Annotated in this window: 16 protein-coding genes and 1 pseudogene; 2 read left to right on the top strand and 15 right to left on the bottom strand. The window is 49.3% G+C overall.

Annotation, left to right across the window (positions count from 1 at the left end; translation table 11 throughout):
- The first annotated feature begins 21 nt into the window (after positions 1-21).
- On the top strand, positions 22-900 hold the full coding sequence (gene ftcD / locus CLOSYM_RS09405; RefSeq protein ID WP_003503917.1) for a glutamate formimidoyltransferase: 879 nt from the start codon (positions 22-24) through the stop codon (positions 898-900).
- Positions 901-1,022: 122 nt separating this feature from the next.
- On the opposite strand, the gene CLOSYM_RS23435 is transcribed toward ftcD, so the two are convergent.
- From CLOSYM_RS23435 to CLOSYM_RS09385, 4 genes are all read right to left on the bottom strand, one after another.
- The gene (locus CLOSYM_RS23435; RefSeq protein ID WP_021641949.1) at positions 1,023-1,910 is read right to left on the bottom strand and encodes a DUF6179 domain-containing protein; all 888 of its coding nucleotides are present in this window, start codon (positions 1,908-1,910) and stop codon (positions 1,023-1,025) included.
- Between the two features lie 80 nt (positions 1,911-1,990).
- On the bottom strand, positions 1,991-2,533 hold the full coding sequence (locus CLOSYM_RS09395) for a DUF6323 family protein (RefSeq protein ID WP_044902311.1): 543 nt from the start codon (positions 2,531-2,533) through the stop codon (positions 1,991-1,993).
- 229 nt (positions 2,534-2,762) lie between these two features.
- Positions 2,763-5,669, bottom strand: a complete 2,907-nt coding sequence (locus CLOSYM_RS09390) for an AAA family ATPase (protein ID WP_021641946.1) — start codon at positions 5,667-5,669, stop codon at positions 2,763-2,765.
- 150 nt (positions 5,670-5,819) lie between these two features.
- Positions 5,820-6,770, bottom strand: a complete 951-nt coding sequence (locus CLOSYM_RS09385; RefSeq protein ID WP_021641945.1) for a sensor domain-containing diguanylate cyclase — start codon at positions 6,768-6,770, stop codon at positions 5,820-5,822.
- Positions 6,771-7,029: 259 nt separating this feature from the next.
- On the opposite strand from CLOSYM_RS09385, the gene hutH reads away from it, so the two are divergent.
- A complete protein-coding gene (gene hutH, locus CLOSYM_RS09380; RefSeq protein ID WP_003503913.1) occupies positions 7,030-8,550 on the top strand; it encodes a histidine ammonia-lyase in 1,521 nt (506 codons plus the stop codon).
- A 158-nt stretch (positions 8,551-8,708) separates the two neighbouring features.
- On the opposite strand, the gene CLOSYM_RS09375 is transcribed toward hutH, so the two are convergent.
- The 11 genes and pseudogenes from CLOSYM_RS09375 to CLOSYM_RS24345 form a co-directional block, all read right to left on the bottom strand.
- Entirely contained in the window at positions 8,709-9,848 is a 1,140-nt protein-coding gene (locus CLOSYM_RS09375; protein WP_021641943.1) for a glycerate kinase family protein, read from the bottom strand.
- Between the two features lie 21 nt (positions 9,849-9,869).
- Positions 9,870-10,718: a MurR/RpiR family transcriptional regulator gene (locus CLOSYM_RS09370; RefSeq protein WP_003503911.1), complete on the bottom strand. Its 849-nt coding sequence runs from the start codon at positions 10,716-10,718 to the stop codon at positions 9,870-9,872.
- 257 nt (positions 10,719-10,975) lie between these two features.
- On the bottom strand, positions 10,976-11,935 hold the full coding sequence (locus tag CLOSYM_RS09365; protein WP_021641940.1) for a D-2-hydroxyacid dehydrogenase: 960 nt from the start codon (positions 11,933-11,935) through the stop codon (positions 10,976-10,978).
- A gap of 179 nt (positions 11,936-12,114) precedes the next feature.
- On the bottom strand, positions 12,115-13,413 hold the full coding sequence (locus CLOSYM_RS09360) for a TRAP transporter large permease (RefSeq protein WP_021641939.1): 1,299 nt from the start codon (positions 13,411-13,413) through the stop codon (positions 12,115-12,117).
- Positions 13,410-13,940, bottom strand: coding sequence for a TRAP transporter small permease (locus CLOSYM_RS09355; protein ID WP_021641938.1), 531 nt, complete (start codon positions 13,938-13,940; stop codon positions 13,410-13,412). Before CLOSYM_RS09355 ends, CLOSYM_RS09360 begins: the two co-directional genes overlap by 4 nt.
- Before the next feature lie 32 nt (positions 13,941-13,972).
- On the bottom strand, positions 13,973-15,031 hold the full coding sequence (locus CLOSYM_RS09350; RefSeq protein ID WP_021641937.1) for a DctP family TRAP transporter solute-binding subunit: 1,059 nt from the start codon (positions 15,029-15,031) through the stop codon (positions 13,973-13,975).
- 15 nt (positions 15,032-15,046) lie between these two features.
- Positions 15,047-16,585 (bottom strand): xylulokinase, encoded by a 1,539-nt coding sequence (locus CLOSYM_RS09345; protein ID WP_009298657.1) that lies wholly within the window; start codon positions 16,583-16,585, stop codon positions 15,047-15,049.
- 35 nt (positions 16,586-16,620) lie between these two features.
- A complete protein-coding gene (locus CLOSYM_RS09340) occupies positions 16,621-17,463 on the bottom strand; it encodes a class I fructose-bisphosphate aldolase (protein ID WP_044902304.1) in 843 nt (280 codons plus the stop codon).
- 58 nt (positions 17,464-17,521) lie between these two features.
- Positions 17,522-18,559 (bottom strand): zinc-binding dehydrogenase, encoded by a 1,038-nt coding sequence (locus CLOSYM_RS09335; RefSeq protein WP_044902303.1) that lies wholly within the window; start codon positions 18,557-18,559, stop codon positions 17,522-17,524.
- 329 nt (positions 18,560-18,888) lie between these two features.
- Positions 18,889-20,994 (bottom strand): DUF4132 domain-containing protein, encoded by a 2,106-nt coding sequence (locus tag CLOSYM_RS23430; protein WP_242828661.1) that lies wholly within the window; start codon positions 20,992-20,994, stop codon positions 18,889-18,891.
- 118 nt (positions 20,995-21,112) lie between these two features.
- Positions 21,113-23,965 (bottom strand): annotated as a pseudogene (locus CLOSYM_RS24345) (DUF5724 domain-containing protein); the annotation flags it as partial.
- Positions 23,966-24,122: the final 157 nt, after the last annotated feature.

Genomic DNA, 24,122 nt, shown 5'->3' with positions numbered 1-24,122 from the left:
TTAAGATCAGGAGGAAAAGCAATGAAAGTATTAATGGCTGAAGTCAATATCAGCGAAGGCAAAGATCTGGATCTGGTCGAGCAGGTAAAAGCCGCTCTACTGGACGGAGAAGCAGTTGATGTCATGGACATCAATTCCAATGCAAATCACAACCGTACCGTATTTACTTACAAAGGGAGCCCGGAGGCTGTCTTAGATGGTACCAAGCGCCTGGCAGCAAAAGCGATCGAATTAATCGATATGACAAAGCATACGGGAAGCCATCCGCGTATCGGCGCCGTTGACGTTGTTCCGTTCATTCCCGTAAAAGACGTATCCATCGACGAAGCGCTTGTAATTGCAAGAGCTTTCGGCAAATACCTGGGCGATGAGCTGGGAGTTCCCGTTTATTATTATGAAGATGCCGCTACATGCGAAGAGAGAAAAAATCTTGTCCGCATCCGTAAGGGCGAATATGAAGCGCTCTGCGAGCGCATGAAAGATCCTGCATGGGTTCCGGATGAAGGCCCGAAGGATTTCAACGCCAAGAGCGGCGCAACCGTTACAGGCGTCCGTTTCCCGCTCGTTGCTTTCAATGTTAACTTAAAGACTGCCGATATCGCAATCGCAAAGCAGATCGTCAAAGCCGTAAGGGGCGCTGCGGGCGGTTACCAGAACGTGCGCGCTATCGCGCTTCCTCTGGAAGAGCGCGGCATTGTACAGGTATCCATGAACCTGACAAACTATGAAAAGACTCCTATTCACCGTGTATTTGAGACAATCAAATCCGAAGCATCCCAGTACGGCATCCTTGTAGAGGACTGTGAGCTGGTAGGACCTGTTCCGGTGTATGCACTGGAAGAAGTTCTGAAATTCTATCTGAGAACACATACTTTCTCAATGGAACAGTTATATTTTTAAAAACCTCTTGAATTAATAGTGATAAATGCAGCGGCCGGCAGATGGATAAGCGGCTGCCGGCTGTATAAAAATGGTGATTATATATGGGGAAGAGATATTGTGATAGGTGTCTCTTCCCTTTTTTAGACCTGGAAAAGCCGATCCAGGCAGCCGAATCTGAGCGCATTTTCAATCTGCGGCGCATAATGCCTTGCCGACCTGTCAAACCATTCCAAATTACCGGTCAGAATACGGATACACGGTACCAGCTTACGCTCTATCTCCTCTGCCCCGCAGCCTGTGAAATAGTTTTCTATGAGACACAGGCCGTCCCGTCCCGGTTCCAGTCTGCCAACCGTTTTTCCGGCAATCAGACAGCCCAGGGCATTTAAAAGCACCGGACTGCACAGATTATCCAGATATAATTCCTGATACTGCGGATAAATGGCGCTCATCAGGTTTACAACCGCCTGTCTTTCAAAACAGTCCAGGAATTTCTTTTCCATCCGGATTATCTTCAGATATTCATAGATCAAATCAATACCGGTCAGCCGTTTTTCTCCCCTGTTTAATGCATTTCCACCCATCACCGGATAATCGAGTGAAAGGATGTGATCCTGCGGACAAAATTTTGCGTCATAACGGACAAAAAAACCGGGTATTCCCCTGGTTATGGTATCCCTGTAATTTTGACAGCCATAGTCTTCAAACTCATCTACCACAGCTTCGTAAATTTTCCCGGCCCGCCTTACCTTTCCAAGCACAGCCTGATATCCCCAGCGCCAGGCGGTTTCCGCATCCGGCTCCGTCCTTGCCGCCGGTACTCTTTCCGCCTGTACACCATTATCTTCCCCTGATACGTCCCCGTGTTCCCCCGGCTCTCCCGGTTCTTCATACTCATTAATACAATAAAGAACGGCCTCCATCAGCATTTCCGCCGTCTCATACGTGATGGAACTGGTGTCCTTTGAAGTATATTGTTCTGCCAGCCATCCGGTCAGCCGGATTAACCGAGACATCTCATACTGCATATTCTTCTCCTTTCGGCGCTCCCCGTACTACCGGTCACAGCCCTGCTGAAAACCGCAGTTCTATGACCAGCGTTCTCCCGTCACTCCCAGAACTGTTCCCTCAGAACCTGCCTGTAAACTTCACTGTCCCACCTCTTTTCTCCGGAAAGCGCCTCATACTCACCCAGGCCCTGCGTCTTTCTGAAGCCATCGTACCCGGATCTGACCGAAGCGGCAAACCGCTCCAGGCAGGTTCCTCCCAGATATTCCAAATCCCCGAAGCAGACGCCCTCAAACTGCTCCTTCATGAACGCCAGAAGCTCGTCATCCGTCAGCCTGTCGTCCGTCTCATTCCTGAATTCATAAAACAGTTCCATCAGCCTTTCCAGCGTTTCCGGATAATTATCGCTGTTTATATATTCCGAATCACAGAACATATAAATCAGCTTATCCAGCATTCCCCTGCCCAGTTCCACCCTTTTAAACTTCTTCAGAGTATCATTTCTGCTGACTATCAGTTCTTTGGCCTCTTCCTCCGTGAGCGACAGGCCATACATCTGCGTCTTCCTGCTGCAGACCATAACCGCAGCCAGCTCCTCCGTGTTCTTGCTGAGCTGCATCACATCAAAAATAGTCTTTTCCATACCGTCCCCTTCCATATATAGCTGCTTTTATGATTAGTGGTTGATGTCTGAACTGTCACGATTGTTCATTGTCCGTTGTTCCCAGCATTATACGCCCGCCTCCGCCTCATTACAAGTCTTGAAAAACAGTCATTTTTATGGTAATATAATAATAGAAAAAGAGGAAATTCAGCCGGATTATTTCTGACTGGATTTCCTCTTTTTTATATTATTATTTTTTCTATTATCATTATTTTGCCTGCTTAGGGATCCTCGGAGGTTCCTGAGGTTCGAGTCCGGGCAGATCCTGCAGCTGGGCGTACACGGTCTGGAGCATGAGCAGCGTATTGGGGCTGTAGTCTTTATCCGCATACTTGCATGCCGCTTTGTAGCGTGCCAGCGCGCTTTTGCTTTTGCCCAGCTTCAGCTCCAGCAGCGCGGAATACGCCTCTTCTTTGGCGCGTCCCCACTGGATGGAAAGATTCTGGAAACAGCCTCTGGCTTTGTCGAAATACTCGGAAGCCTTGTCATAGTTATCCAATCTGTATAAAATAATTCCCATATTGGTGTATGACATCCCAAGTCCGGCTGTTGGCTGCGATGCATGGCTGCTGGCCAGTGCTTTGCTTATATAGGTATGCGCAGTCTCACAGTCCCCCTGCTTCATGCATATCTCTCCCCGGTAATTATAACAGGCTATCAGGCCCACCTGGCAGGAGGGATCCATCTGCAGCTTTTCCAGCTTCGGAATCAGTGATTCCAGTATCTGTTCCGCCTTGTCAAACTGTTCCGTCTTACTGTAATACAAAGCCTTGAGCCTTTGTATCGTGTATGGTGTTGATTTAGAGTACTGGTATTCCTCCAAAAGCTCGGAGCAGTACGTGATATATTCCTTCATCATATCCAGGTCATAAACCTGTATCGCATAATAAATCATCTGGAGATAGCTGTCCATCAGATAGCGCGAATTTTTAAGGATTTTTGCCGCTTCGATACAGGCGTTCATATTGCGCAGGCCATACTGGTAATCACCGCTTGAAAGGTCATACCTTCCAATCAGATATTCCACCTTCATACGCAGTTCCTGATATCTCTGATCCCGGTTCGGCAGTGCGCGTATCTCCTCAGCCAACGGAATCAGCACATTTTCGCTGGAATCCAGATCCGGGAAGAAGAATTTATCCGTAAAGCTCAAAGACATTGCCGGATATATCTCCTGGGTTCCTGAGAAAAATTCCTTGAAATACTCCAGCTTGTACTCATATTTTTTGTACATATCATTGGCATTTTCGAAGTGGTAAATCAATTCCGGCATCAAGGTGATATCCCCTGTCTCCTTGTACTTCTGCTCATAATATCCGGCTACCTGCCGGTGATAGATCTGCTTTCTGCCGGCCGATATCTTCGACTGGACATAGTTATGTATCAATATATGGGTAAAATGATACGTAATGGCGGCAGTCCCCACATCCTCATAGATAATCTGGCGCTCCAAAAGATGCTCCAGTAAATCATATATCTTAAGCTCAGGTTCCGGATAGAGAATCTGGATATCCTCGATTGTCACCGCATGATAGAATACCGACATCACACTCAAAAGGGTATGCTCCTGTTCCGTCAGCTTCATCAGACGGCTCTGGATGATGCTCACCATCCTGGAGGTCAGCGGATTCTCCGGCACCATCCCTCCGTCGTTGTCCTTCATTGTCTTAAGAAGCTCGGTCAGAAACAGGGCATTTCCATCCGTATACTCATAAATTTTGTCCAGGTTTTCCGGATCGCCCAGCAGTTCCTGCGCCTGAACCTCAATCAGTTCTCTCGTTTCCTCCAGAGTGAACCGTTTCAACTTTACCTCTTTGATTAATGCCTCCCGCATCAGTGAAACCCGCAAATCCTCAATTTCTTTTACGACCTCGAGCCTGCTGGCCGCCACGATAAAAATCGGGCAGTCCCTGAGGTGGAATAACGTATTATTTAATAGCTGGATACTCGAGGGATCCATCCACTGGATATCATCGAAAAACAGGATGATTTCCGAGCGGCCAAAGTCCTTGCAGAAAGCCCGGATTAAATCCTCCAGATGAATACCGTACTGCGTCGCAAATATACGGTAATCCGTCACATCTTTGTTGGCAAAGTATTCAGATGCCTTCAGTTCCTTCCTCTGCTTCATGCAGAACTCCTGCACCTGGCTTAATATATCATTCCATGGCTTCAGGTACAAATCAGACTCCGAGGGACAGCAGCAGTACGAGAATATCGTGTGGTTCTCTTCCTCCAGCAGGGTCCGGAGCTGCCCCATCAAAGCCGTTTTACCAACGCCCGCTTCCCCAGATATAAGAACGAAATTCTCTCCGGAATCCTTCCCCTTCACCCTGTGTTTCTGGATGCTCTCATAAATGCCATACAGCTCTTTCTGACGGCCCATGAAGACCTGCTGCTCCTTTACAGGATGCTCTGCTATCTTCTTGCGCAGCTTCAGGATCTTGTCCATCAGCGCCCGGGTTTCCGCCTCCGGCTCCTCCTCCAAATCCTGCTTCAGCGACAATGCAAACTTCTGATAGAGGGAAATAGCGGATGAATATTCCGCCTCTTCCATCAAAAATGTAAGAACCCGTCTGTAAAAGCTCTCATCTAAATAGAAAACTTCCACCAGCTTGCCTGCATAACGGGCAGCCTCCGACGTGTCCTTAGCGTGTATAGCCTGTTCCGCCTTTTTTAAGACGGCTTTAATATAATGCTCCTTCAGCTCTCTCCTGTAATCATCCATCCAGTTTTCAAACTCCAGACAGTTTTTTACATAGAAGAAACTCATAAACTCGCCCTTGTAATTTTCCAGGATATTCTCCCTGGCGGCGTCAACATCTACTTTAATATGCTGCTCCGGATTCAGCGATATAAATACATTCCCATCCATGCTGATGATATCCGGCCCTACTATCTTTTTAATGTGATATAAAGCATCCCTCAGATTTTTTCTGGCACTGGTCTCATCGCAGTCAACCCAGAAAATCCCTATCGCTTCATCCCTTGTGATCCGTTTTCTGACACAGATATAGTAAAATAAACCTTCGACTTTCCTGTAAGGAAATACTTTCTTTTCCCCATCCACCACCACGGACGGCGTATTCATTAGCGTTACTGTTACATCTCTCATCAAACAAGGCCTCCCCAAGTCCCGTCAAAGTGTCCTGCTACAATATTAATGCATATTTGATAAATACGCAACCAAACACAAGTTTATTTTGTAAGGAATTACGGAAAATAACTTTCCATTAACAGCAGCCCTTGTAAAACCAGGCGCCGTTTACCTCAGAGAATCCTTTTTTTCATTCCTGTCAAGAGCCGAAAAAAACACAGCTTTCTCTTTTGCGGACTTGGCGTGGTATAACGCAATGTCTGCCTTTTTGAAAAGCATTTCAAAGTTTGCCGCATCCAACGGAAAAACGGAAACTCCCATACTGCTCGTGCAGGTAAATGTTCCTGCTTCAAAACGGATAAGATGATGGAGCTTATCACGCAGCCATTGATCGTCTTCGATATTTTGGATAAATACAATGAATTCGTCGCCTCCAAACCGTCCCACAATATCTGTTTTTCTGAACGTGTTTTTGAGTTTCTGTGACAATGCTTTAATGATTTTATCGCCCTGGTCATGACCGTAAGTATCGTTAAATTTTTTAAAATTATCGATATCCAGAATCACGAGAGCGTGCTTCACATGCGTGCCCATGTCTAAAATATTATTGATAAGGGCTATCGTGTGATCTTTATTATAAAGACCCGTAAATGAGTCCAGGTTGACGGCCCTCCGCAAACTTTCTGTTTTTTCTTTCAAATCCGTGATATCTGTAATCACGCCAACCATTCTTACCGGCTTGCCATCTTCTATAATCGGCGTCACAGAAATTCTGCACCATATGAACGCCGAGCCTCCCGCTTTCATTCGAGCCTCATAGGTAGCCGGTTCTCCTCTCAGGATCTGTGCAAAGGCTGCCTCAATCACTGCCGAATCGTCCGGATGTGAAAAATATTTGCTGACAGCCAGCCGGTACGCTTCCGGAGCCAGTGTGCTGTATGACTGCACATCCTTTAAAATACTATCACCGGAGACGCCGAATATGTCCTCCGCATTTTCAAAAAAGGTATATAACTGCCGCAGCAGATCCACCTCAAAAATGCAGATTTTTGCGGAGCTTAATGCGATACGAAGTCTGTCTTTGTACTGCTCTAAATCATCCATATAATTTTCTACCATCCCTTCGTTATCATATTAACATTTAGAATATACAAAAGACAAGAAAAAACATGAGCCAAAACACTTTTTTCCTAAATCGTCGGTAAAAAATCAAAACGACGATAAAAAATACGCTTCTGTTTTTATAAAAAAAGGAATATACTTTTAGTACAGGCCCCTGCATCGACAGTTTATCGACAGCCCGGGTGTAGACTGTAACTAACAAAACAACGAACGGCCGCCGAAGCGGCAAATTACGTGATTGGAGGGTTTACATATTATGATTTATCTGGACGGCAGCAGCCTGACAATTGATCAGGTGGTAGAAATCGCCCGCAACAAGGCAGAGGTGGGCTTAAGCGAAGAAGCAAAAAAGAATATTCAGATATCCCGTGACATTGTGGAAAAAAATATTGAAGAGAAAAAAGTTATTTACGGACTTAATACCGGTTTCGGTAAATTCGTAAATGTGGCAATATCAGAAAATGAACTGGACAAATTACAGTTAAACCTTATCTTATCCGACGCCGTAGGCGTGGGCGATCCATTTAAACAGGACGTGACAAGAGCTATCATGCTGCTGCGTGTCAATGCGCTTGCAAAAGGTTTTTCCGGTATCCGCTTATCGACAGTCGAGACAATGATTGCAATGCTGAATAAGGGCGTTCATCCGGTAATCCCTGAAAAAGGCTCAGTAGGTTCCAGCGGCGACCTGTGCCCTCTGGCTCACATGGTTCTTCCTATGATTGGAGAAGGCGAAGCAGAATACCAGGGTAAAGTGATGGAAGGCCGCGAAGCAATGGAAGCTGCCGGTATCCCGGTTGTAACATTGAAGGCGAAAGAGGGCCTGGCTTTAATCAACGGCACCTGCGCTATGCTGGGTGTAGCCAGCCTGGCTATCCATGACGCTGAAATTTTAACAAAGATGGCAGATATCACTTCTGCTCTTACCGTAGATTCTCTGGAAGGTATCATCGATCCTTACGATCCAAGAATTCAGATGGTTCGTCCGCACAAGGGACAGATCGATGTCGCAGCAAATATGCTTCAGATTTTACAGGACAGCAAGCTGACCACCAGACAGGGACAGATCCGTGTACAGGATGCCTATTCCTTACGCTGCCTGCCTCAGATTCACGGCGCAAGCCGTCTTGCATTTGACTATGTAAGAAGCGTAATTGAGACAGAAATCAACTCCGTAACCGATAACCCACTGATCTTCCCGGATAACGGAGACATCTTCTCCGGCGGTAACTTCCACGGCCAGCCTGTTGCCATCGCAATGGACACTCTGGGAATCGCCATGGCGGAATTTGCCAATGTTGCAGAGCGCAGAATTGAGCGCCTTGTTAATCCGCAGCTCAGCGGACTTCCCGGTTTCCTCTGTGTAGAGGAAGGAATCAACGACGGATTCATGGTTGCACAGTACGCTGCCGCAGCTCTCGTATCCGAGAACAAGGTTCTGGCGCATCCGGCCAGCGTTGACAGCATTCCTACGTCCGCAAACCAGGAAGACCATGTAAGTATGGGCACCATCGCTTCCCGTAAGGCAGCCACCATCATCGACCACGCGGAGCATGTACTGGCAATCGAGCTTATCTGTGCTGCTCAGGCCGCTGATTTCAAGGGCGCCGACAAACTCGGAAAAGGCACAAAGGCTGTTTACGACCTGGTACGCCGCGAGGTATCCTTTATGGAGACAGACCGCGCAATCTACAAAGATATGAACAAGATTTTTAAAGTATTAAAAGACGGCGAATTCGTTGAAGCCGTTGAAAAAGCAGTTGGTAAACTGGCTTAACAAGCCTTTACATATATTCAACCTATCCTTATAATGACTGCCACAGGACCCTCGAACACCTCGGCAGTCAGACTCTCACTGAACTTTGAACCCATAAAAGCCGGTACCGGCCTCTGCTGCCACGCAGAGGCCGGTATTGGTTTTTATGTCTTGCTCTTCTATGCCATGGTCCGGATCAGACGGAACACTTGCTCCGCCGTATCCGCTAAGTTCGCACCTGCGTTCTCCGTCTTCATCGCCTCGTCCAGAGTCACCACTCCTCTCAGGATTGGAAAAAACGCGTCTATTCCTTCCCGGTTACAGGCCACTGCGTCTTTCGTCACACAGCCGGAAAAGCCGATTACCGGTTTCCCATACTTTTTCGCTGTCTTTGCCACTCCGATGGGCGCTTTTCCCATTACGGTCTGACCGTCCAGACGCCCTTCCCCGGTGATGACGAGATCGGCGTCTCTTACATAGTCCTCAAGCTTCGTCTCATCCAGCACAATTTTCACGCCCGACTCAAGCACCGCCTTTGTAAATCCAAGGAAGGCAAACCCTAATCCTCCGGCAGCTCCCGTTCCCGGACGGAGCGGATCGGCAGCCGGGTACTTCTCCTGCGAAAGAGCGGCAAAGTGTTCCAGCCAGCCGTCCATCTGCCGGATCATCTCAGGATCCGCCCCCTTCTGCGGCCCGAACACGGCGCTGCAGCCCTGCTCTCCGCACAGAGGATTCGTTACGTCGCAGGCAATCCGGAAGGTACAGCCGGAAAGCTCCGGCAAAACGTTATCGTCTGTTACAGACGCGATTTCTGCAAGCCCCCTGGCCCCATAGGGAACCTGCCTGCCCTCCTTATCAAGGATACCGTATCCCAGCGCCTGAAGCATCCCGATACCTCCGTCATTGGTTGCGCTGCCTCCGATTCCCACAACAAATCTTCTGCATCCGCTCCTGACCGCATCCCGGATCACTTCCCCGACGCCATATGTCGTCGTGTAAAGCGGGTTGCGCTCTTCCTCGTCCACCATTGTAATTCCGGCCGCGCCGGCCATCTCAATGACAGCCGCGCCGCTCTCTTTGATAATCCCGTATTCACAGACCACCGGCTTTCCCAGTGGGCCTGTCACCGTGATTCTTTTAAGTTCCCCGCCCATTCCGCGGACCAGGGCCTCCACGGTTCCCTCTCCGCCGTCCGCCAGGGGCCGGATACAGATATCGGCATCTTCGTATACTCTCCTGATCCCCTCTGCCGCCGCTTGTCCGGCCTCCAGAGAGGTCAGGCTCCCTTTCAACGAATCGATTGCAATTGTAACCTTCATCCCATACCTCCTGTATGTGCGTTAAAATTTATTCTCTGCCGTTGCCTGTCTCGTCTGCTGGACGGCACGGTAAGATTTTTCATAATTTTTAAATGCTATAATTGATACCATAGAGTCGATCATAGAAAGCTGGGCTATCCTGGTGCTGGCTGATTCCGAACGGAACATCGTTTTCTCAGAGGCCACATAGAGGGCGATATCCGCTGTATTGGCAATCGGAGTCTTTCCCTGGCCGGTCAGCGCAATTGTCGTGGCCCCTTTATCGTGCGCCAGCTTCAGGCCGCTCAGGATATTACGGTTGCTCCCTGAATGGGAGATACAAATTGCCACGTCTTTCTCCGTCAGAAGGGAGGCTGCCATCATCTGCAAGTCGATATCGTCATGGACGAATGACTGAATCCCTATTTTCATCAGTTTATGCTGCATATCCTTCGCCACAATCAGACTGCCCCCGCTGCCCATTGCCAGCACCTTATCCGCTTTGCTGATGGCCTCGCAGGCCGCTTCCATATCGATAAAATTAATCAGAGAAAAGGTTCTGTTGAGGGCCGCCATCTCCAGATTAAATATTTTTTTGCATATTGTCATCACATCGTCATTCTGTTCCAGGCTCGGATTAAAATAGCGGTCCCGCGGCAGAATATCCTGCGCAGCGCTGATTTTAAAATCCTGGAACCCCTTGTAACCAAGACTCTTGCAGAAACGGACGACGGAGGCGTCGCTGACTCCGGCCTTGTCCGCCAGTTCAGACACATTATAATTCAGCGTTTCATTGAAATTATCAAGGACGTATTTTGCTATTTTACTCTCACTGTTGGTCAGCAGATGCATGCTTCCCATAATCTTTTCTTTACAGCTTACTTCAACCACACATATTCCCCCTATCTTCCTTTACTGCCTTGTGCTGCCTGATGCCGCCGGCGGCTTTTTATTTTACCATTATATCATACTGCGGGCACTTTTTAAGATATTTCACGAAAAGACAAAAAGGACTTTTCAACTTCCGCTGAAAAATCCCTGTTATTGTTTACACGGTTCTATTCCGTGAGGTGTTTTCGTGCGTATTCTGCATAAAATTCCCGAGTCACACGGCGCGAAGCTGCGTTTTGGCAGTTTCTGTGCATTAATTACGGATTCACCACATTGACCGGAGTTCCGGAAAGAAACGCTTTTAAGTTATCCACGGCAATATTCATCAGACGTTGTCTTGATTCTTTCGGCGCCCAGGAAATATGGGGGGTAATGAAACAATTCTTTGCCTTTAAAAGAGGATTATCATCACGAATCGGCTCAGCAGACACCACGTCCAGACCGGCAGCATAAACTTTGCCGGAATTCAGGGCCTGCGCCAGATCCGCTTCATTAATCAGCGGTCCCCTGGAATTATTGATAATAATCACGCCGTCCTTCATTTTCTCAATCGTTTCCCTGCAGACAAGCCCCGTATTCTCCGGCGTCAGGGGACAGTGCAGGGCAATAACGTCTGACTGCTCTAAAAGCTCCGTGAGGCCGACATAGGTTCCCAGCTCTTCCCCCTCCGGGCTTGGATATTCGTCACAGGCTATGACCTTCATGCCCATTGCTTTTGCAATTCTGCCCGTCGCCCTGCCGATACGGCCGAAACCGATAATCCCCATCGTCTTGCCTGACAGCTCAATCAGCGGGTAATCCCAGAAACACCAGTCGGGATTATCCCCCCAGCGGCCCTCATAGACAGCATTGCTGTGGTGGGCAACGTGATGGCAGATTTCCAGCAGCAGCGCGACGGCAAACTGGCCGACCGCATCCGTTCCGTAAGTTGGGATATTAGCCACCACGATACCGGCCTTTTTACATGCCTCTGTATCCACAACATTAAATCCGGTGGCCAGCACGCCGATATATTTCAAATTCCTGCACGCGGCAATTGTTTCCCCGGTGATCGGCGCCTTGTTCATGATGACTATCTCGGCATCCCCAATCCGCTCCGCAATTTTATCTTCCGGAGTCCTGTCGTATACCGTCACATTCCCCAGCGCCTCAAAACCTTCCCAGCTCAAATCGCCCGGGTTTTCCGTATATCCGTCCAATACAACAATTTTCAACATTATTACCTCCTATTTTGCCCTCTCGTTTATGAACCGAACCGTTACTGTTCACATGGTTATGTCCCGCGAGGTGTTTGCGTGCGTTTTCTGCGCGAAAATCCCGAGTTACACGGCGCGAAACTGCGTTTTATGCAGTTTCTGTGCATCGCGAAGCGTGTTATTGTTTGCAGCATGCCGCTTTATGGCATGGTGTGAACAGTAACGCCGAACAGCATTCCCACCGGCCCGGTAATAATTCCGGGAAACAGGATGAAAATACACAGCGCTATTGCAATCAGAATGATCCACGGCACCGACGCTTTAATTATCTTTTCCAGTGTCAGGCCCGTGACATTTTGAGCTGCATACAGGCACACGCCGACCGGCGGTGTAATTAATCCGAAGGACAGTGTGATTACAAGGAATACCACAAAAAACAGCGGCGATACTCCAACTGAAATCACAGCCGGAAGAAGAATCGGAACCAGTATGTAGATAGCAGCCGTTGCATCCATAAACATACCTACAAGTATCAGGAATGCATACAGAATAAACATGATAACGATGCGGTTATCGGATACTCCGATGATCATATTTGCCACGCGTCCGGGAAGTCCGTCCATCTCAAAAATCAGGGAGGCAGGTTTGGCCGAAATGGCCACAAACAGAATCGTTCCCGTCGTTCTCGCATTTTTGCAGATAATCCTCGGAATATCACTCCACTTTAAATCCCTGTATACATAAATGGACACAAGAATCGTGTAGCCCACGCCGATTGCGGCGCCTTCGGTCGGCGTATAAAATCCGGTAAATACCCCGCCCAACAGAATTACAGGGGTGAGAAGCGCAGGAATGGCGGTGAGAAATGCCTTTCCAAGCCGTTTCAGCTCAAAGCTTGAGCGGTCTCCGATTCCGTGTTTTTTACAGTAAGCAAAGTTGTACGCCATAAAGATAAGGCCGATGATAATTCCGGGGATAAGACCGGCAATCAGCGCCTGGCCGATGGAGACATTGGCCGTGGAGGCCGCCACAATCATCAGAATGCTGGGCGGAATCACCGAGGCCAGCATGGAGCCCGAAAGATTGATCGCCGTCGCATACTCTTTAGGATAGCCCTTTTTAGCCAGGGCGTTGATGCTCATCTTTCCGATAGAGGCGATTGCCGCTACGGAGGAGCCGGACATTCCGGCAAAGAGCATGTTAACCACTACGGAAACATGGCCGAGTCCGCCGTAAATCCAGCCAACGCCCGCATCTGCCAGTTCATAAATCCGGTCCGCCACGCCGCCCTCATCCATCAGCGAGCCGCAGAGGATAAACAGCGGAACCGCTACCATGATGAAGCTGTTCATCGAGGTAAACATCGACTGCACCGCCATGCTCAGCGGCAGATCCGACATCGTGATAATCGTAATAACCGAGGCTGCTCCGAGGGAAACCGCGATCGGCACGCCCAAAAACATCAGCACGATAAAAAGTACAAGAAGAACTAAACTCATGCTTCATTCCCCCCTTCTGCTTTGGTATCATCGGAAATTGCAACATTGCCCCTGTATTCCAGAAAGCTCTGGATCGTTCCGGTTATCCCCAGAACACCGGAGAGCGGTACGCAAAATCCTATAATCGTCATAGGAATCCGCAGCGCGGTTCCCATCTCATTCAGCATTTTCTGCTGCATAACCAGCTCCCAGCCGTAAATCACCATAAAACCGAAAAAGCCGATTACAATTACCGCATATAAAACCTCACTGAATTTTTTCAGCCATTTCGGCCCCAGATTCAGGAACAAAACGACTCTTGAAGACTCCGCCTTATTAAAACCGGCAGCCAGGGCGATAAACATCATCCAGATAAACAGATATCGTGTTGTCTCTTCTGTCCATGGAAACGGATGTGCTATCAATCGTCCGATAATCTGGGCCATAATTGTAAAAAACATCCCTGTAAGTGCAACCCCAACTATAACATTCTCTAAAAAGTCCACGCAGTCAAATAATTTATAAAGCGGTGATTTCTTCCGTCCCATTTCGCAATCCCTCCCGTCTGCCGGCCTCTGCCCTACTGTTTGCCGCAGAATTCGGCTGTGGCGTTAAATAATTCCTCATCCTCAATCAGCTCTTTGAATACAGGATAGCAGCTTTTGGAAATGTCGATAAACAGCTGGCGGTTCTCGGCAGAAACTTCATTATATTCCATACCGTTGTCAAGCAGTGTCTGAAGAGCGGTCTGATCTTCTTTTTCCATAAATTCCACATTCCACTGCTGCACCTCTTCACCGGCCTTTGTGATCGCGTTTTTCTGTTCATCCGTCAGTTTATCAAATTTTGCCGTGTTGAATCCAACCAGCCAGGCGTCCGCCATATGGTCGGTCTGGGAAATATATTTCTGCACCTCGTAAAACTTATTGGAGTACGGTACGTCAATCGGATTCTCCTGGCCGTCCAGTGTCTTAAGCTGAAGTGCATTGTATACCTCGCTGAAGTTCATCGGCGTACAGGTAGCGCCGCATGCCTTGAAGAATTCCACATAAAGGGAATTGTTCGGCACTCTCAGCACAAGTCCTTTGATATCCTCGGGCGTATTGACCGGACGTTTGGAATTTGTGACCTTCCGAAACGATCTGGTCCAGCTTCCCACCGTTGTGATTCCCATCTCAGATACGCTGTTCATCAGCCCTTTTCCCGTATCGCTGTTCAGGTAATTAAGAAGCTGGGCCTGATCGTCGAACATGTACGGTACGGAGAGCACGTTGAATCCCGGGTTAAAGCTGGCATAGACCGAGGTGGCCAGAATAACCATGTCAAGTGAACCGGCCGAAAGCTGTTTGATGCCCGCCGCCGTATCCCCACCGTAGAGGGAACCGTTTCCCGATATTGTGAAGGTCAGAGTGCCGCCTGAATATTCTTCCGCACGTTTTGCAAACTCCGAAGCCGCCTGATAGATATAAGACGCCTCCGGATCCGGCACGCAAATCGTAATTTTTGTTGCTTCGGCAGAGGGCGCTGCACCGTTGTCTCCCCCAGTTGCCGCCGTCGATGTCCCTTTGCCCTGGCATCCTGCCAGCCCGGTCATTGCCATTGCCGCAGCCATAACGACCGCCAAAATTTTTTTGCTCATAATGAAATCCTCCTCTTAATGCAAATTGCTTGTTATTTTATACAGGTCTTTAATCCGGGGATACAGCTCCGTATAGACCCGGTACCCCCGCTCATATACATCATCATTGCTGTGGGAGGCCGTCACCTCGCGGCAGACCTTCCTCTCCACCTTCGCGGACGCTTCATAGACATCTGCAAAGCATCCGGCCCCGACTCCGGCTAAAAGCGCCGCCCCGATGGGAGCCATATCATTCAGATCCAGGACTTTTATGTTTACCCCCATAATATCCGCCTTGATCTGTGCCCACACCTCGCTCTTGGCGCCTCCGCCGATGGAGACAAATTCCCCGATATGCTTTCCTGTCACTCGTCCGGCTATCTCCGCCAGCTGGCGGAGTCCGTATCCGCAGCCCTCCATAATGGCGCGGTTAAAATCTTTTCTGGTGGTATGAAGGGAAATCCCGAAAAAGACTCCTCTCGCATACGGGTCCCAGACCGGGCTGCGCTCCCCCAGCATATAGGGAAGGAACACAAGGCCTCCGCAGCCCGGCTTTGCTTTTGCCGCCTCTTCGTTCATCCGGATAAATACATCCTGGTGCGTCAGTTCCGATTCATCCTGAAGATCCTTGCAGAACTCATCCTTGAACCACTGGTAGGCCGCTCCCGTATGGGACATTGCCCCCTGGTAGATCCAGGTTCCGTCCACCACATGGCACCGGTTGATGAAGCCGTGGTCAAATTTGGGCTGATCCACGCAGATTGTCAGCACATTGGTGGTTCCGACCGACTCACATACATCCCCGTTCCTTGTCACTCCCACCGCCAGGGAGGCGCAGGCCGTATCACCGCCTCCTATCACCACAGGCGTCCCCTGTTTCAGCCCCATTCCAATCAGCTCCTGATTGATAAGACCGCCCACCACATCAGTAGAATGGAGAAGAGGAGGCAGTTTTTCCATGTCGATCCCGACCTTGTCACAGATATGGGAAGACCATTTGAAGCCGCCGGCCGTCTCGAAAAAATTGCTGTAGGACGCGTTGGAATAATCAATTGCGTACCGTCCGGTCATCCTCAGGGCCATCAGCGTATTGACATGGCCGAAATATTTCGTTTTTTCATAAATCTCCGGCAGATTGCGTTTAATCCAAAGCATGGAGGTTCCGGATGTAGCTCCCGCCATCGCGGTGTTGGCCGTTATCTCAAACAGCTTATCGCTTCCCACCGCGCTCAGGATTATCTCTGCCTCTTCTGTGCTTCTTCTGTCGGAATACAGAATCGGGTCTACCAGCACCTCTCCATCTTCTCCGAACGCGGCGAGACCAGGACATAGGCTTGAGATTCCGATTCCCGCAATCTGTGACAAATCAAGCCCCTTGCCTTCCGATACAAGCTCCACACATTTCAGAAACGCTCTCCACATATCTTCTGTGTCTATCTGCTGGTAATCCGGCTCCGGAGTAATCAGGTTGTAGGAGCTTTTGCTGATCCCCAGCACGCCGGCATTTTCATCGATAACCGCCACCTTGACGCTGGTGGTGCCGACGTCAACGCCTAATAAGTATTTCCCCGCCATAATTCATTACCCTCTTCTGCCGTGCCCCAGTTTTATTAAAAGTCTCCGTAATTTTTATCATTTTCAAGCTGGGCCAGCAATTCTTTCGCCTCTTTTACGCCGTAGCCGTGATGAATCATGTATCTCAGCGCAATTACAAGCGCCGTCACATCCTTGTAGTCCCATACAAAACGCCCCATTGTCACGCCGCCTACGCCGCAGTCCATCGCTTCTCTCGTCATTTCCAGATAGTCGTCCAGTGTCTTGCATGAATCTCCGCCCTGAATAACGACTCTGAAGCTCGACGGTACACAGGCAATGGCTTTTGCCATGCTGTCCGGATCTCCCGTGTAAGTTGTCTTTACAATATCCATGCCCAGCTCGCAGGCGCTTCTGACGCAATATGCGATATTTTCCCATGCCGTTCTCTTGTCGGCCGGAACGCTTTCTCCCTTCGGGTAAACATGGCCGATCAGCGGCATTCCTTTTCTCATACATTCCTCAGCCACTCTGCCGATTGCCTCGAACTGCTCGCCCTGGAAGTTTCCAAGCGTCATACAGCCCATGGATACTGCGTCGGCTCCCATACGGATTGCCTCATCAACGGTTCCAAAGATTGTATCTTTAGTCGGAGCCACAGGGGAGTAGTTGGAAATCTTCATTAAAATAGAAACCTTTCCCGCGTGCTGGTACATGCAGCGCTCCGCAATTCCCTTTGTCATTGTCATTGCATCCGGTTTGCCGAGAATGATTTTGTCAATTGCAGACTGCACGTCCTGAATTCCGGTCATTGGGGCGATTCCTCTGGATGTGGCATGATCTACCGTGATGGCCATCATTTTATTGCTCACCGGATTAACTAATCTGCTCATTCTGATTTCTTTTCCTAACATTGCCATAATTCTTTTCCTCCTGATTTGGTCTGTTTGGTTATTTACTTGTTTCATTTTCGTGTGCTTACGGTTCAATCATTACCTTCAGGCCCTGTCCGCTTTTACAGTACTCAAACGCCTCTTTGAATTCGTCCAGTTTAAAGGTGTCGGTTGCAATCCTGTCCAGGTTTATCTTTTTATTGATAACCATGTCGGCCGCTTCCAGATAATCTATTCTCTTGTATGCGGTGCTGCCGTTGACATTGATTTCGTTATAGTGGATCGTGTTGACTTCTATCGTGCATTCCCCCGTCCCCGCAAAACCCGCAAAAAGGTTAACCGTTCCCCCCTTCTTACAGAGCTTCAGGGTGGAATTAACGAGAGCCGGAACTCCGATTGCCATCACGATGACATCGGCTCCCATACCGTTTGTAGCATCCATGACAATTTTATGTAAATCTTCTTCGATCGGGTTTACCGTAAGGTCTGCGCCCAGTTCCTGTGCCGCTTTTCTTCTCATCTCATTCGGTTCGCTGACAATGACCATTTTTGCGCCTGCAATTTTGGAGAGCTGCATATGCATCAGGCCGATTGGCCCTGCTCCCGCAATCAGGACCACATCGTTAAATCCTGTCCCTGCATTTTTGAGCCCTCTGATACAGCAGGCCAGAGGTTCTATCAGCGCTCCCGCCGTGTAAGAGACATCCTCCGGTAATTTTACAACATTACCGCTTTTTATCAGAATCTCGGGAAGGAGTACGTACTCTTCAAAACCGCCGTCGAACTCATAGCCAATCGCCTTTCTGTTCATACAGGCATTCTCCCTGCCTTCCAGACAGGCCGGACAGGAACCGCACGGAATCACATTTGCGATGGAAACCCTGTCCCCCGCTCTGAAGCCCTCAACCTCTTTTCCGACTTCACAGATATCGCCGCACATCTCGTGGCCGACGACCGAAGGATATCTGATTCCCTTAGTCTTGGTTCCTGCGAAAATTCTCATGTCTGTTCCGCAGATGGCTGCTTTTCTCATCTTTAAAAGCATTTCGTGATCTCCGATTTCCGGTTTTTTGATCTCTTCCGTCGCAAAATCGTTCGGTCCATGAAGAACTACTGCTTTCATCTTAACTCCTCCCCTTATCCTTTTTATGCTGGATTGTTTTGTATTCTTATTACATTCGAATAATATCATATCTGTAATTTTTTTTCAATATGATACATGTATTTTTGTAAATATATTTCAATTTTCGTTAAAAGTATTATATTATAGCTTGTTAGCTTCTATATTTCAATGGTTTTATATGCATTATGCACAATCATTTTCTATAGATCGGATTGTTTCTTTTGAAATAATATTACATTATCTGAACGCACCAAAAAGAGGAAGGCCATATGGCTTAACCATATAGTCTTCCTCTTTTTTATCCCATGTCCGGCTTATATCTGAAAATCCTATCGAATCTGTTCCAGAATGGTTGGATCCTTAATCTTATTATCCTCCGCAAATAAAAGAATCTTGGACATAATTTCCGCCGTCTTCGGATCATCATCGACAAACGGCAGGAAGATACGGCCCCGGTGCTGCGAGTGGACAGGCACTACGAACAGCATCGCATTTCCCATCTGGTGGACCACTCCGCTTCCCAGATGCACCGTATACTGCCCCAGCTTCCCATCAATGAAGGCGTGGCTCCCCTCCAGGCGGACATTTTTAATCTTAAACAGTTCCAGATTGCACTCCACAACCGCCTTGCGCATCTCAACCGTTGAATGACTTGTCTCCGGATCGACTCCGCCCGCATGAGCTACGCTGACCGCCAGATCGACGTCCCGCATAACCTCGCTGTACAGCACATCCGGTATCTCCCTGATTTTCAGGGGCTTGAAGGTCTTCCGATCGGAGAACACCACCCACTCAAGAGTGGGAGCCTCCACATCGCTGGGCGAGAACCAGTCCGCCATTGCATAGATTCTGGCAACAATGTTCTCTTTATAATAAATCTTCTGGAGTCCGTCCTCGTAATCGGCAACCCAGCGGCGGCTCCTCAAGGCACCGACTGTCTTCTGAGGCTGGATCTGATTTCCGGAAAACATTCTGGAGTCGTCTTTATCAAGCTCTTCCTGAAGCTTCACATACAGTTCCCTGAACACCTGCTTAAAGGGCTGCCTGAGCTGATTGTCAAATAAGAACTTCTGATACTCATGCCAATGCCCCTCTTTATACAAATCAGAGGGATGTGCTATGAGGATCTTATCATCCCGCTTTACAGGTGTCAGTGTACCGGACCAGTCTCTAAGCCCTTCCTCTGTCAGGAATCCCATCCGCATTCCGGCCCCCTCTGCTGCCTCGCCGTCATAAGAAGCGGCCGTTTTGCCGGATAACCTGCTGCCGGGGATGTCGCCGGCTTCTCCTGCTACCATTACTACAAGAGGGGAGGTAATCGGACGGACGACAGGATTTTTCGCCAGCTCCAGGAATTCCCATATCTCAAAGGACGTCCTGTCTTCCATCGCCTGCTCCATCATCTGTCTTGTCCTGCTGTACTGTTCCTTCAGCTTTTTATTGACCTCCTGATATTCCGCAACAATCTCATTTTTCTTATATTTTGCCGGAATTGCTTTTAACAGCTTTCCTCCCTTTTGGCATTGAAGACTGCTCTTTCCGTTTTCATCCACCAGAATCCTGAGTTCCAGCTCATCAAGCGGCGCCCATTCAAAATAACGGTCCATTGTCTCCACCAGCCGGTTCTCCATCCGAAGCGTCAGCCTTGTCACATCGGTAAAACCGGCATTGACGCTGAGATTCTGAAGCGCGAGCGCAGCAGCCCGGCCTTCGCTGGCACGCCTCTGCGCACCGTAATTCCTGCTTTCTTTCCGAAACTTCTGAATAAACTGATAACGGTCGAGCAAATCCTCTTCCCGTCTCTTCCGATCTTCTTCATCCTTACTTTCCGGAGCGAGAGGCAAAAGTCCGATACTCATCAGCAGATCTTTGTTCCTCTTCTCCGCTATCTCTGCTTTTAACGCCTCCTTCTCCACTTTGCCGAGAGCGGCGTCGGCATATTTCCTGGCCCGGGCATGGGCGGCCCCGGCGGAAGAATATTTGGCTGCATCGTAGAGAAGCTTAAACTCCTTCTCTCCCAGCATTTCATATGCCTCGAAGAACCAGTGGATATCAAAAGCTCCGTCCTGCAGCTCCTCCGGGGTGAGCGGAGTAAATTTAGCTACCATAGAGGTAGTAAACTCATCCAGCCGTTCCCCTGTGTGGGCCATAAAATAATAGCAGCCGCTCTGGAATCCCGGCAGATTCAAATATTCCTCCAAAAGAGGAATCCACTGCTGCGCATACATGCCCAGCTCCACCAGCCGCTTCCTTGTGATATCCGTTCCCTTCAGGGCTTTTTTCAAGTCTTCTGCCGTCTCCTCCGGCTTTGGCCGGCACACCTTGAGCAGATGGCTTAAAACGGCTTTCCGCTCGGTTGTACTTGAATAATAGCCTGAACTGCGCTGTAATGTCTCTTTCCCAAGCGCAGTCAGAATCTGAATCATCACATCGATGCCATAAATCGCCTGAATCGATGATACGTATCCTGAGAATGGGGTCTCCTGCTCCCCCCCTTTTTAATTCCACCTTCAGGATCAGCGGAACCGCCTCCTGATAGATTTCGTGGGCCAGCTTCATTGCCGGTACCTCATCCCCGATCTGGTCAAAATGATATTTTCCATCCACCGGGAGGATTACCCCCTGCCCAAAAAAGGCATTCAGTTCCCCGATACGTGCATCCCTGGATGATACAGCCCCTTTTTGCTCCACTGTGCTGGCAGGTCCAATCAGACTCTTAAGGCTCAGGAAGGTAAATACCGCTTTGTAGAATAGATCCTTGTCCCAAATGCCTTTTACATAGCAGTCCACATAGTCCGCAAGAGTCAGATAACCGGCCCTTACTCTGTCATATCGGCGGAGAACCTCTTTGCCTCTCAGCTTATCATAGAACTCCTGAAGCTTAAAGCGCAGGGTAAAGGCGCTTCCCCAATCGCCTTCGTCCGCGAGAGACAGCCACCAGCGCATTTCCTTAAAGATGGGAAGCTCGGCAGCCCGTTTTGTAAAACATTCCTTCTCTCCATTCCACCGTTTCTCCTCACATTCATAAAATGCATTGGATGCTTCCAGCACCGCCAGCAGCTTTGCAGTCCCTTTAAGTCCCCACCGGGCTTTCAGGCCTGCCGGAACGTACTGGGTAAACAAAGTGTCTATGACTGTCCCCGCCTGCGCTCCATAACGCAGGCCCTGTACCAGCTTCTTAAACGGCGGTTTTTTCAAAAGCCCGCTGCCGAACACTTTCCTGTACAGCTCCAGATTCCTTTCGTAGTCGTTGCGCTGGGCCCGGCACTTTTGATACAGATAAAGCTCCAGCAGCATTTCCTCCGTTTTAATCTCTTTCCTGTAGAAGTCTTCCCACAGTTCCCGAAACGGCAGGGCATCTAACGGCTCTGCCTCCGGATCCCCGTGGATCCACCGGCAGTTATCCAGCTTTGTGCCCAGAAGCATTTCTACGCCCCAGGCCGTCTTGTACTCCAGCTCATTTTTCTCTTCAATCAGGCTGTTCAGCCGCTCCAGAATCTGGATGCACGCATCTTCGCCGCCTGCAAACAGCTTTACAGACTGTTTTTCGTCCACCTCCACAGGAGGCAGAAGCCACTCTTTCGTTGTATCATAAAGGCCGAAGCCCGGTGTATTCAAAATATCCTGAGCCTCGCTTTTTGTTCCCAGAAGTTCTCCAAGAATCACTTGTTCCCGTCCCGTCGGCCCGGTAAGCGTCTCAAGGAGGGGCCTGACGGCTGCAAATTCCTGCGGACCTTCCTTTTTAATCTGAAGCGCCAGATCGAGGGCGCCCATACGGCATTCCTCCGAATCCGTTTCCAAAAGCCGGCCGACCGATTCCCGCAGCGCTGCCGGTTCCTGTTTCCGAAGAAGAGCCAGGACACCGGCCCTGCCCTTTTTATATTTCAGGTTCTTTTCAATTATCAGGTAGTCCCCGACCGCCAGTTCCATGTCCTCCGCCAGCCGGTATGCCGACTGCATCGTATATTCCTCCGGATTGTGGAGGAGCTCAAACAGCACTTCCCTGCGCGCCGGTGTCTGCGGCCGGTATAAAAGCACCCTGGCTGCTGCAGCACGCGCTGCGCCGTACGTATTTCCCTGGCCGACAATCGGAATCAGACGCGCCGCCTCATCCAGATAAGCCTCATCCTGAAGCATCCAGGCAATCAGGCACATCCTGAGGGCAATATCCGACTGCGTCATCGTCACACGGTACCATGGGAAGATGCAGGGATTTAAGTCTATACCCTTTTTCGGAATCCGGCTTAACATATCCCGGAACAGAATGTAAACCTTTCTGGCTTCCTTCTCATTTTCAAAGATTTCCGTCACCGGCAGGTTATCCGGCTTCCTGACCTTGCCGTCGCAAAGCTGAAGATAAGATCGCCCGTCTTTTTCCTCTAACAGCTGTGTAAAACACCGGTAAGTGTTATCCATAAAGCTCGGGAGGAAGCAGGCCGCCAGCTCCAAATCATCCGGCCAGCTCAGAATCGCCTCCTTTGCCGCCTTCTGTTTTAAATAGCCGAACTGAAGAGAACGGTTAAAATAGGACGCTGTCATTTTCTGATTCTTCGTTCCATGGCGGATCAGCTCCAGGACTTCCGTGACAGCCTGCTGCGCATCGTAAAATCCTTTCGCCCACAGTCCGCAGCTGATGGCAATAGAATCATTGGAGGCAAGCTGTTCCCGGCAGAAACCGTCATCTCTCAGACATTGTCCCATCAGACGAACCAGCTTTTCAGTGATACGCTCCGCGCTCTTTTCGTCAAAGATTCCGATCCAGGTGCTGACTGCCCGTTTAACGGAAGAATATCGTACCAGGTTATTTTCTTCAATGACACCGAACAGATGTAGAAATGCCTCCGGGCGGCCTGCATCCATCGTCTCACAGACAGCCTGCCTCGCCCCTTCCTGAAGGCGTGCCGCCAGCAGGAACTTTCCGAGTATCTCGTACAATTCTGTGTTTTTGCTCATGACAATACCCCGTATCAGTTTGTGGCTGATCATCAGGGTATTTCCCTCTCCGAGAAGTATGTCCTTCACCGCCTGTATCGTCGCCTCTTCCTTCCGATCTATCTGCGCCGCCAGCATTTCTGCATAGCTCCAGCGCTCTGTTCTGGCGTGATCATACTGCTCCGGATCGATCCGGCCGGTTAAGATATCGGCCAGAGAGCCTCCGTAAAATTCCAGCCGGGCATAAGCCCATAAAAGCTGTACGCTCTGATAGACGAATGGACGGTAGCTGTCAGAACGGACGCTTCGGCGGTACCATCCAGCCGTCATCTGAAACTGATTCATCTGATCCAGCGCATAATAAAATTCCTCTGTCAGTTTTTCCGGAACACACGCCTTAACAAGCCCCGGCAGTTCCCCTCTGTATAAATCACTGAGCTTTTGATATTTACCGCTGTCAAAAAGCCCCCTCATCCAATCCTGCGGTGCCTGGGCAACTGAATGGTAAGCTGCCCCGGGCAGAAGCTGCTTTTCATTCTTCGACAAATGACCTGCTTTCTCCTTTACATGGGCAACCCAGTCTTCCGTCATCTTCCGCCTTGTCTGATATGTATAATCTGCCATCAAAACC

The sequence above is a fragment of the [Clostridium] symbiosum ATCC 14940 genome (assembly GCF_000466485.1).
Lineage (GTDB): Bacteria > Bacillota > Clostridia > Lachnospirales > Lachnospiraceae > Otoolea > Otoolea symbiosa.
Note: the sequence above shows the minus strand (reverse complement) of the source record. Positions and strands in the feature narration are given on the sequence as shown.

Coding starts and splice junctions, on each gene's coding strand:
- ftcD (WP_003503917.1), top strand. CDS start 22: ATGAAAGTATTAATGGCTGAAGTCAATATCAGCGAAGGCAAAGATCTG.
- CLOSYM_RS23435 (WP_021641949.1), bottom strand. CDS start 1,910: ATGCAGTATGAGATGTCTCGGTTAATCCGGCTGACCGGATGGCTGGCA.
- CLOSYM_RS09395 (WP_044902311.1), bottom strand. CDS start 2,533: ATGGAAAAGACTATTTTTGATGTGATGCAGCTCAGCAAGAACACGGAG.
- CLOSYM_RS09390 (WP_021641946.1), bottom strand. CDS start 5,669: ATGAGAGATGTAACAGTAACGCTAATGAATACGCCGTCCGTGGTGGTG.
- CLOSYM_RS09385 (WP_021641945.1), bottom strand. CDS start 6,770: ATGGTAGAAAATTATATGGATGATTTAGAGCAGTACAAAGACAGACTT.
- hutH (WP_003503913.1), top strand. CDS start 7,030: ATGATTTATCTGGACGGCAGCAGCCTGACAATTGATCAGGTGGTAGAA.
- CLOSYM_RS09375 (WP_021641943.1), bottom strand. CDS start 9,848: ATGAAGGTTACAATTGCAATCGATTCGTTGAAAGGGAGCCTGACCTCT.
- CLOSYM_RS09365 (WP_021641940.1), bottom strand. CDS start 11,935: ATGTTGAAAATTGTTGTATTGGACGGATATACGGAAAACCCGGGCGAT.
- CLOSYM_RS09360 (WP_021641939.1), bottom strand. CDS start 13,413: ATGAGTTTAGTTCTTCTTGTACTTTTTATCGTGCTGATGTTTTTGGGC.
- CLOSYM_RS09355 (WP_021641938.1), bottom strand. CDS start 13,940: ATGGGACGGAAGAAATCACCGCTTTATAAATTATTTGACTGCGTGGAC.
- CLOSYM_RS09350 (WP_021641937.1), bottom strand. CDS start 15,031: ATGAGCAAAAAAATTTTGGCGGTCGTTATGGCTGCGGCAATGGCAATG.
- CLOSYM_RS09345 (WP_009298657.1), bottom strand. CDS start 16,585: ATGGCGGGGAAATACTTATTAGGCGTTGACGTCGGCACCACCAGCGTC.
- CLOSYM_RS09340 (WP_044902304.1), bottom strand. CDS start 17,463: ATGGCAATGTTAGGAAAAGAAATCAGAATGAGCAGATTAGTTAATCCG.
- CLOSYM_RS09335 (WP_044902303.1), bottom strand. CDS start 18,559: ATGAAAGCAGTAGTTCTTCATGGACCGAACGATTTTGCGACGGAAGAG.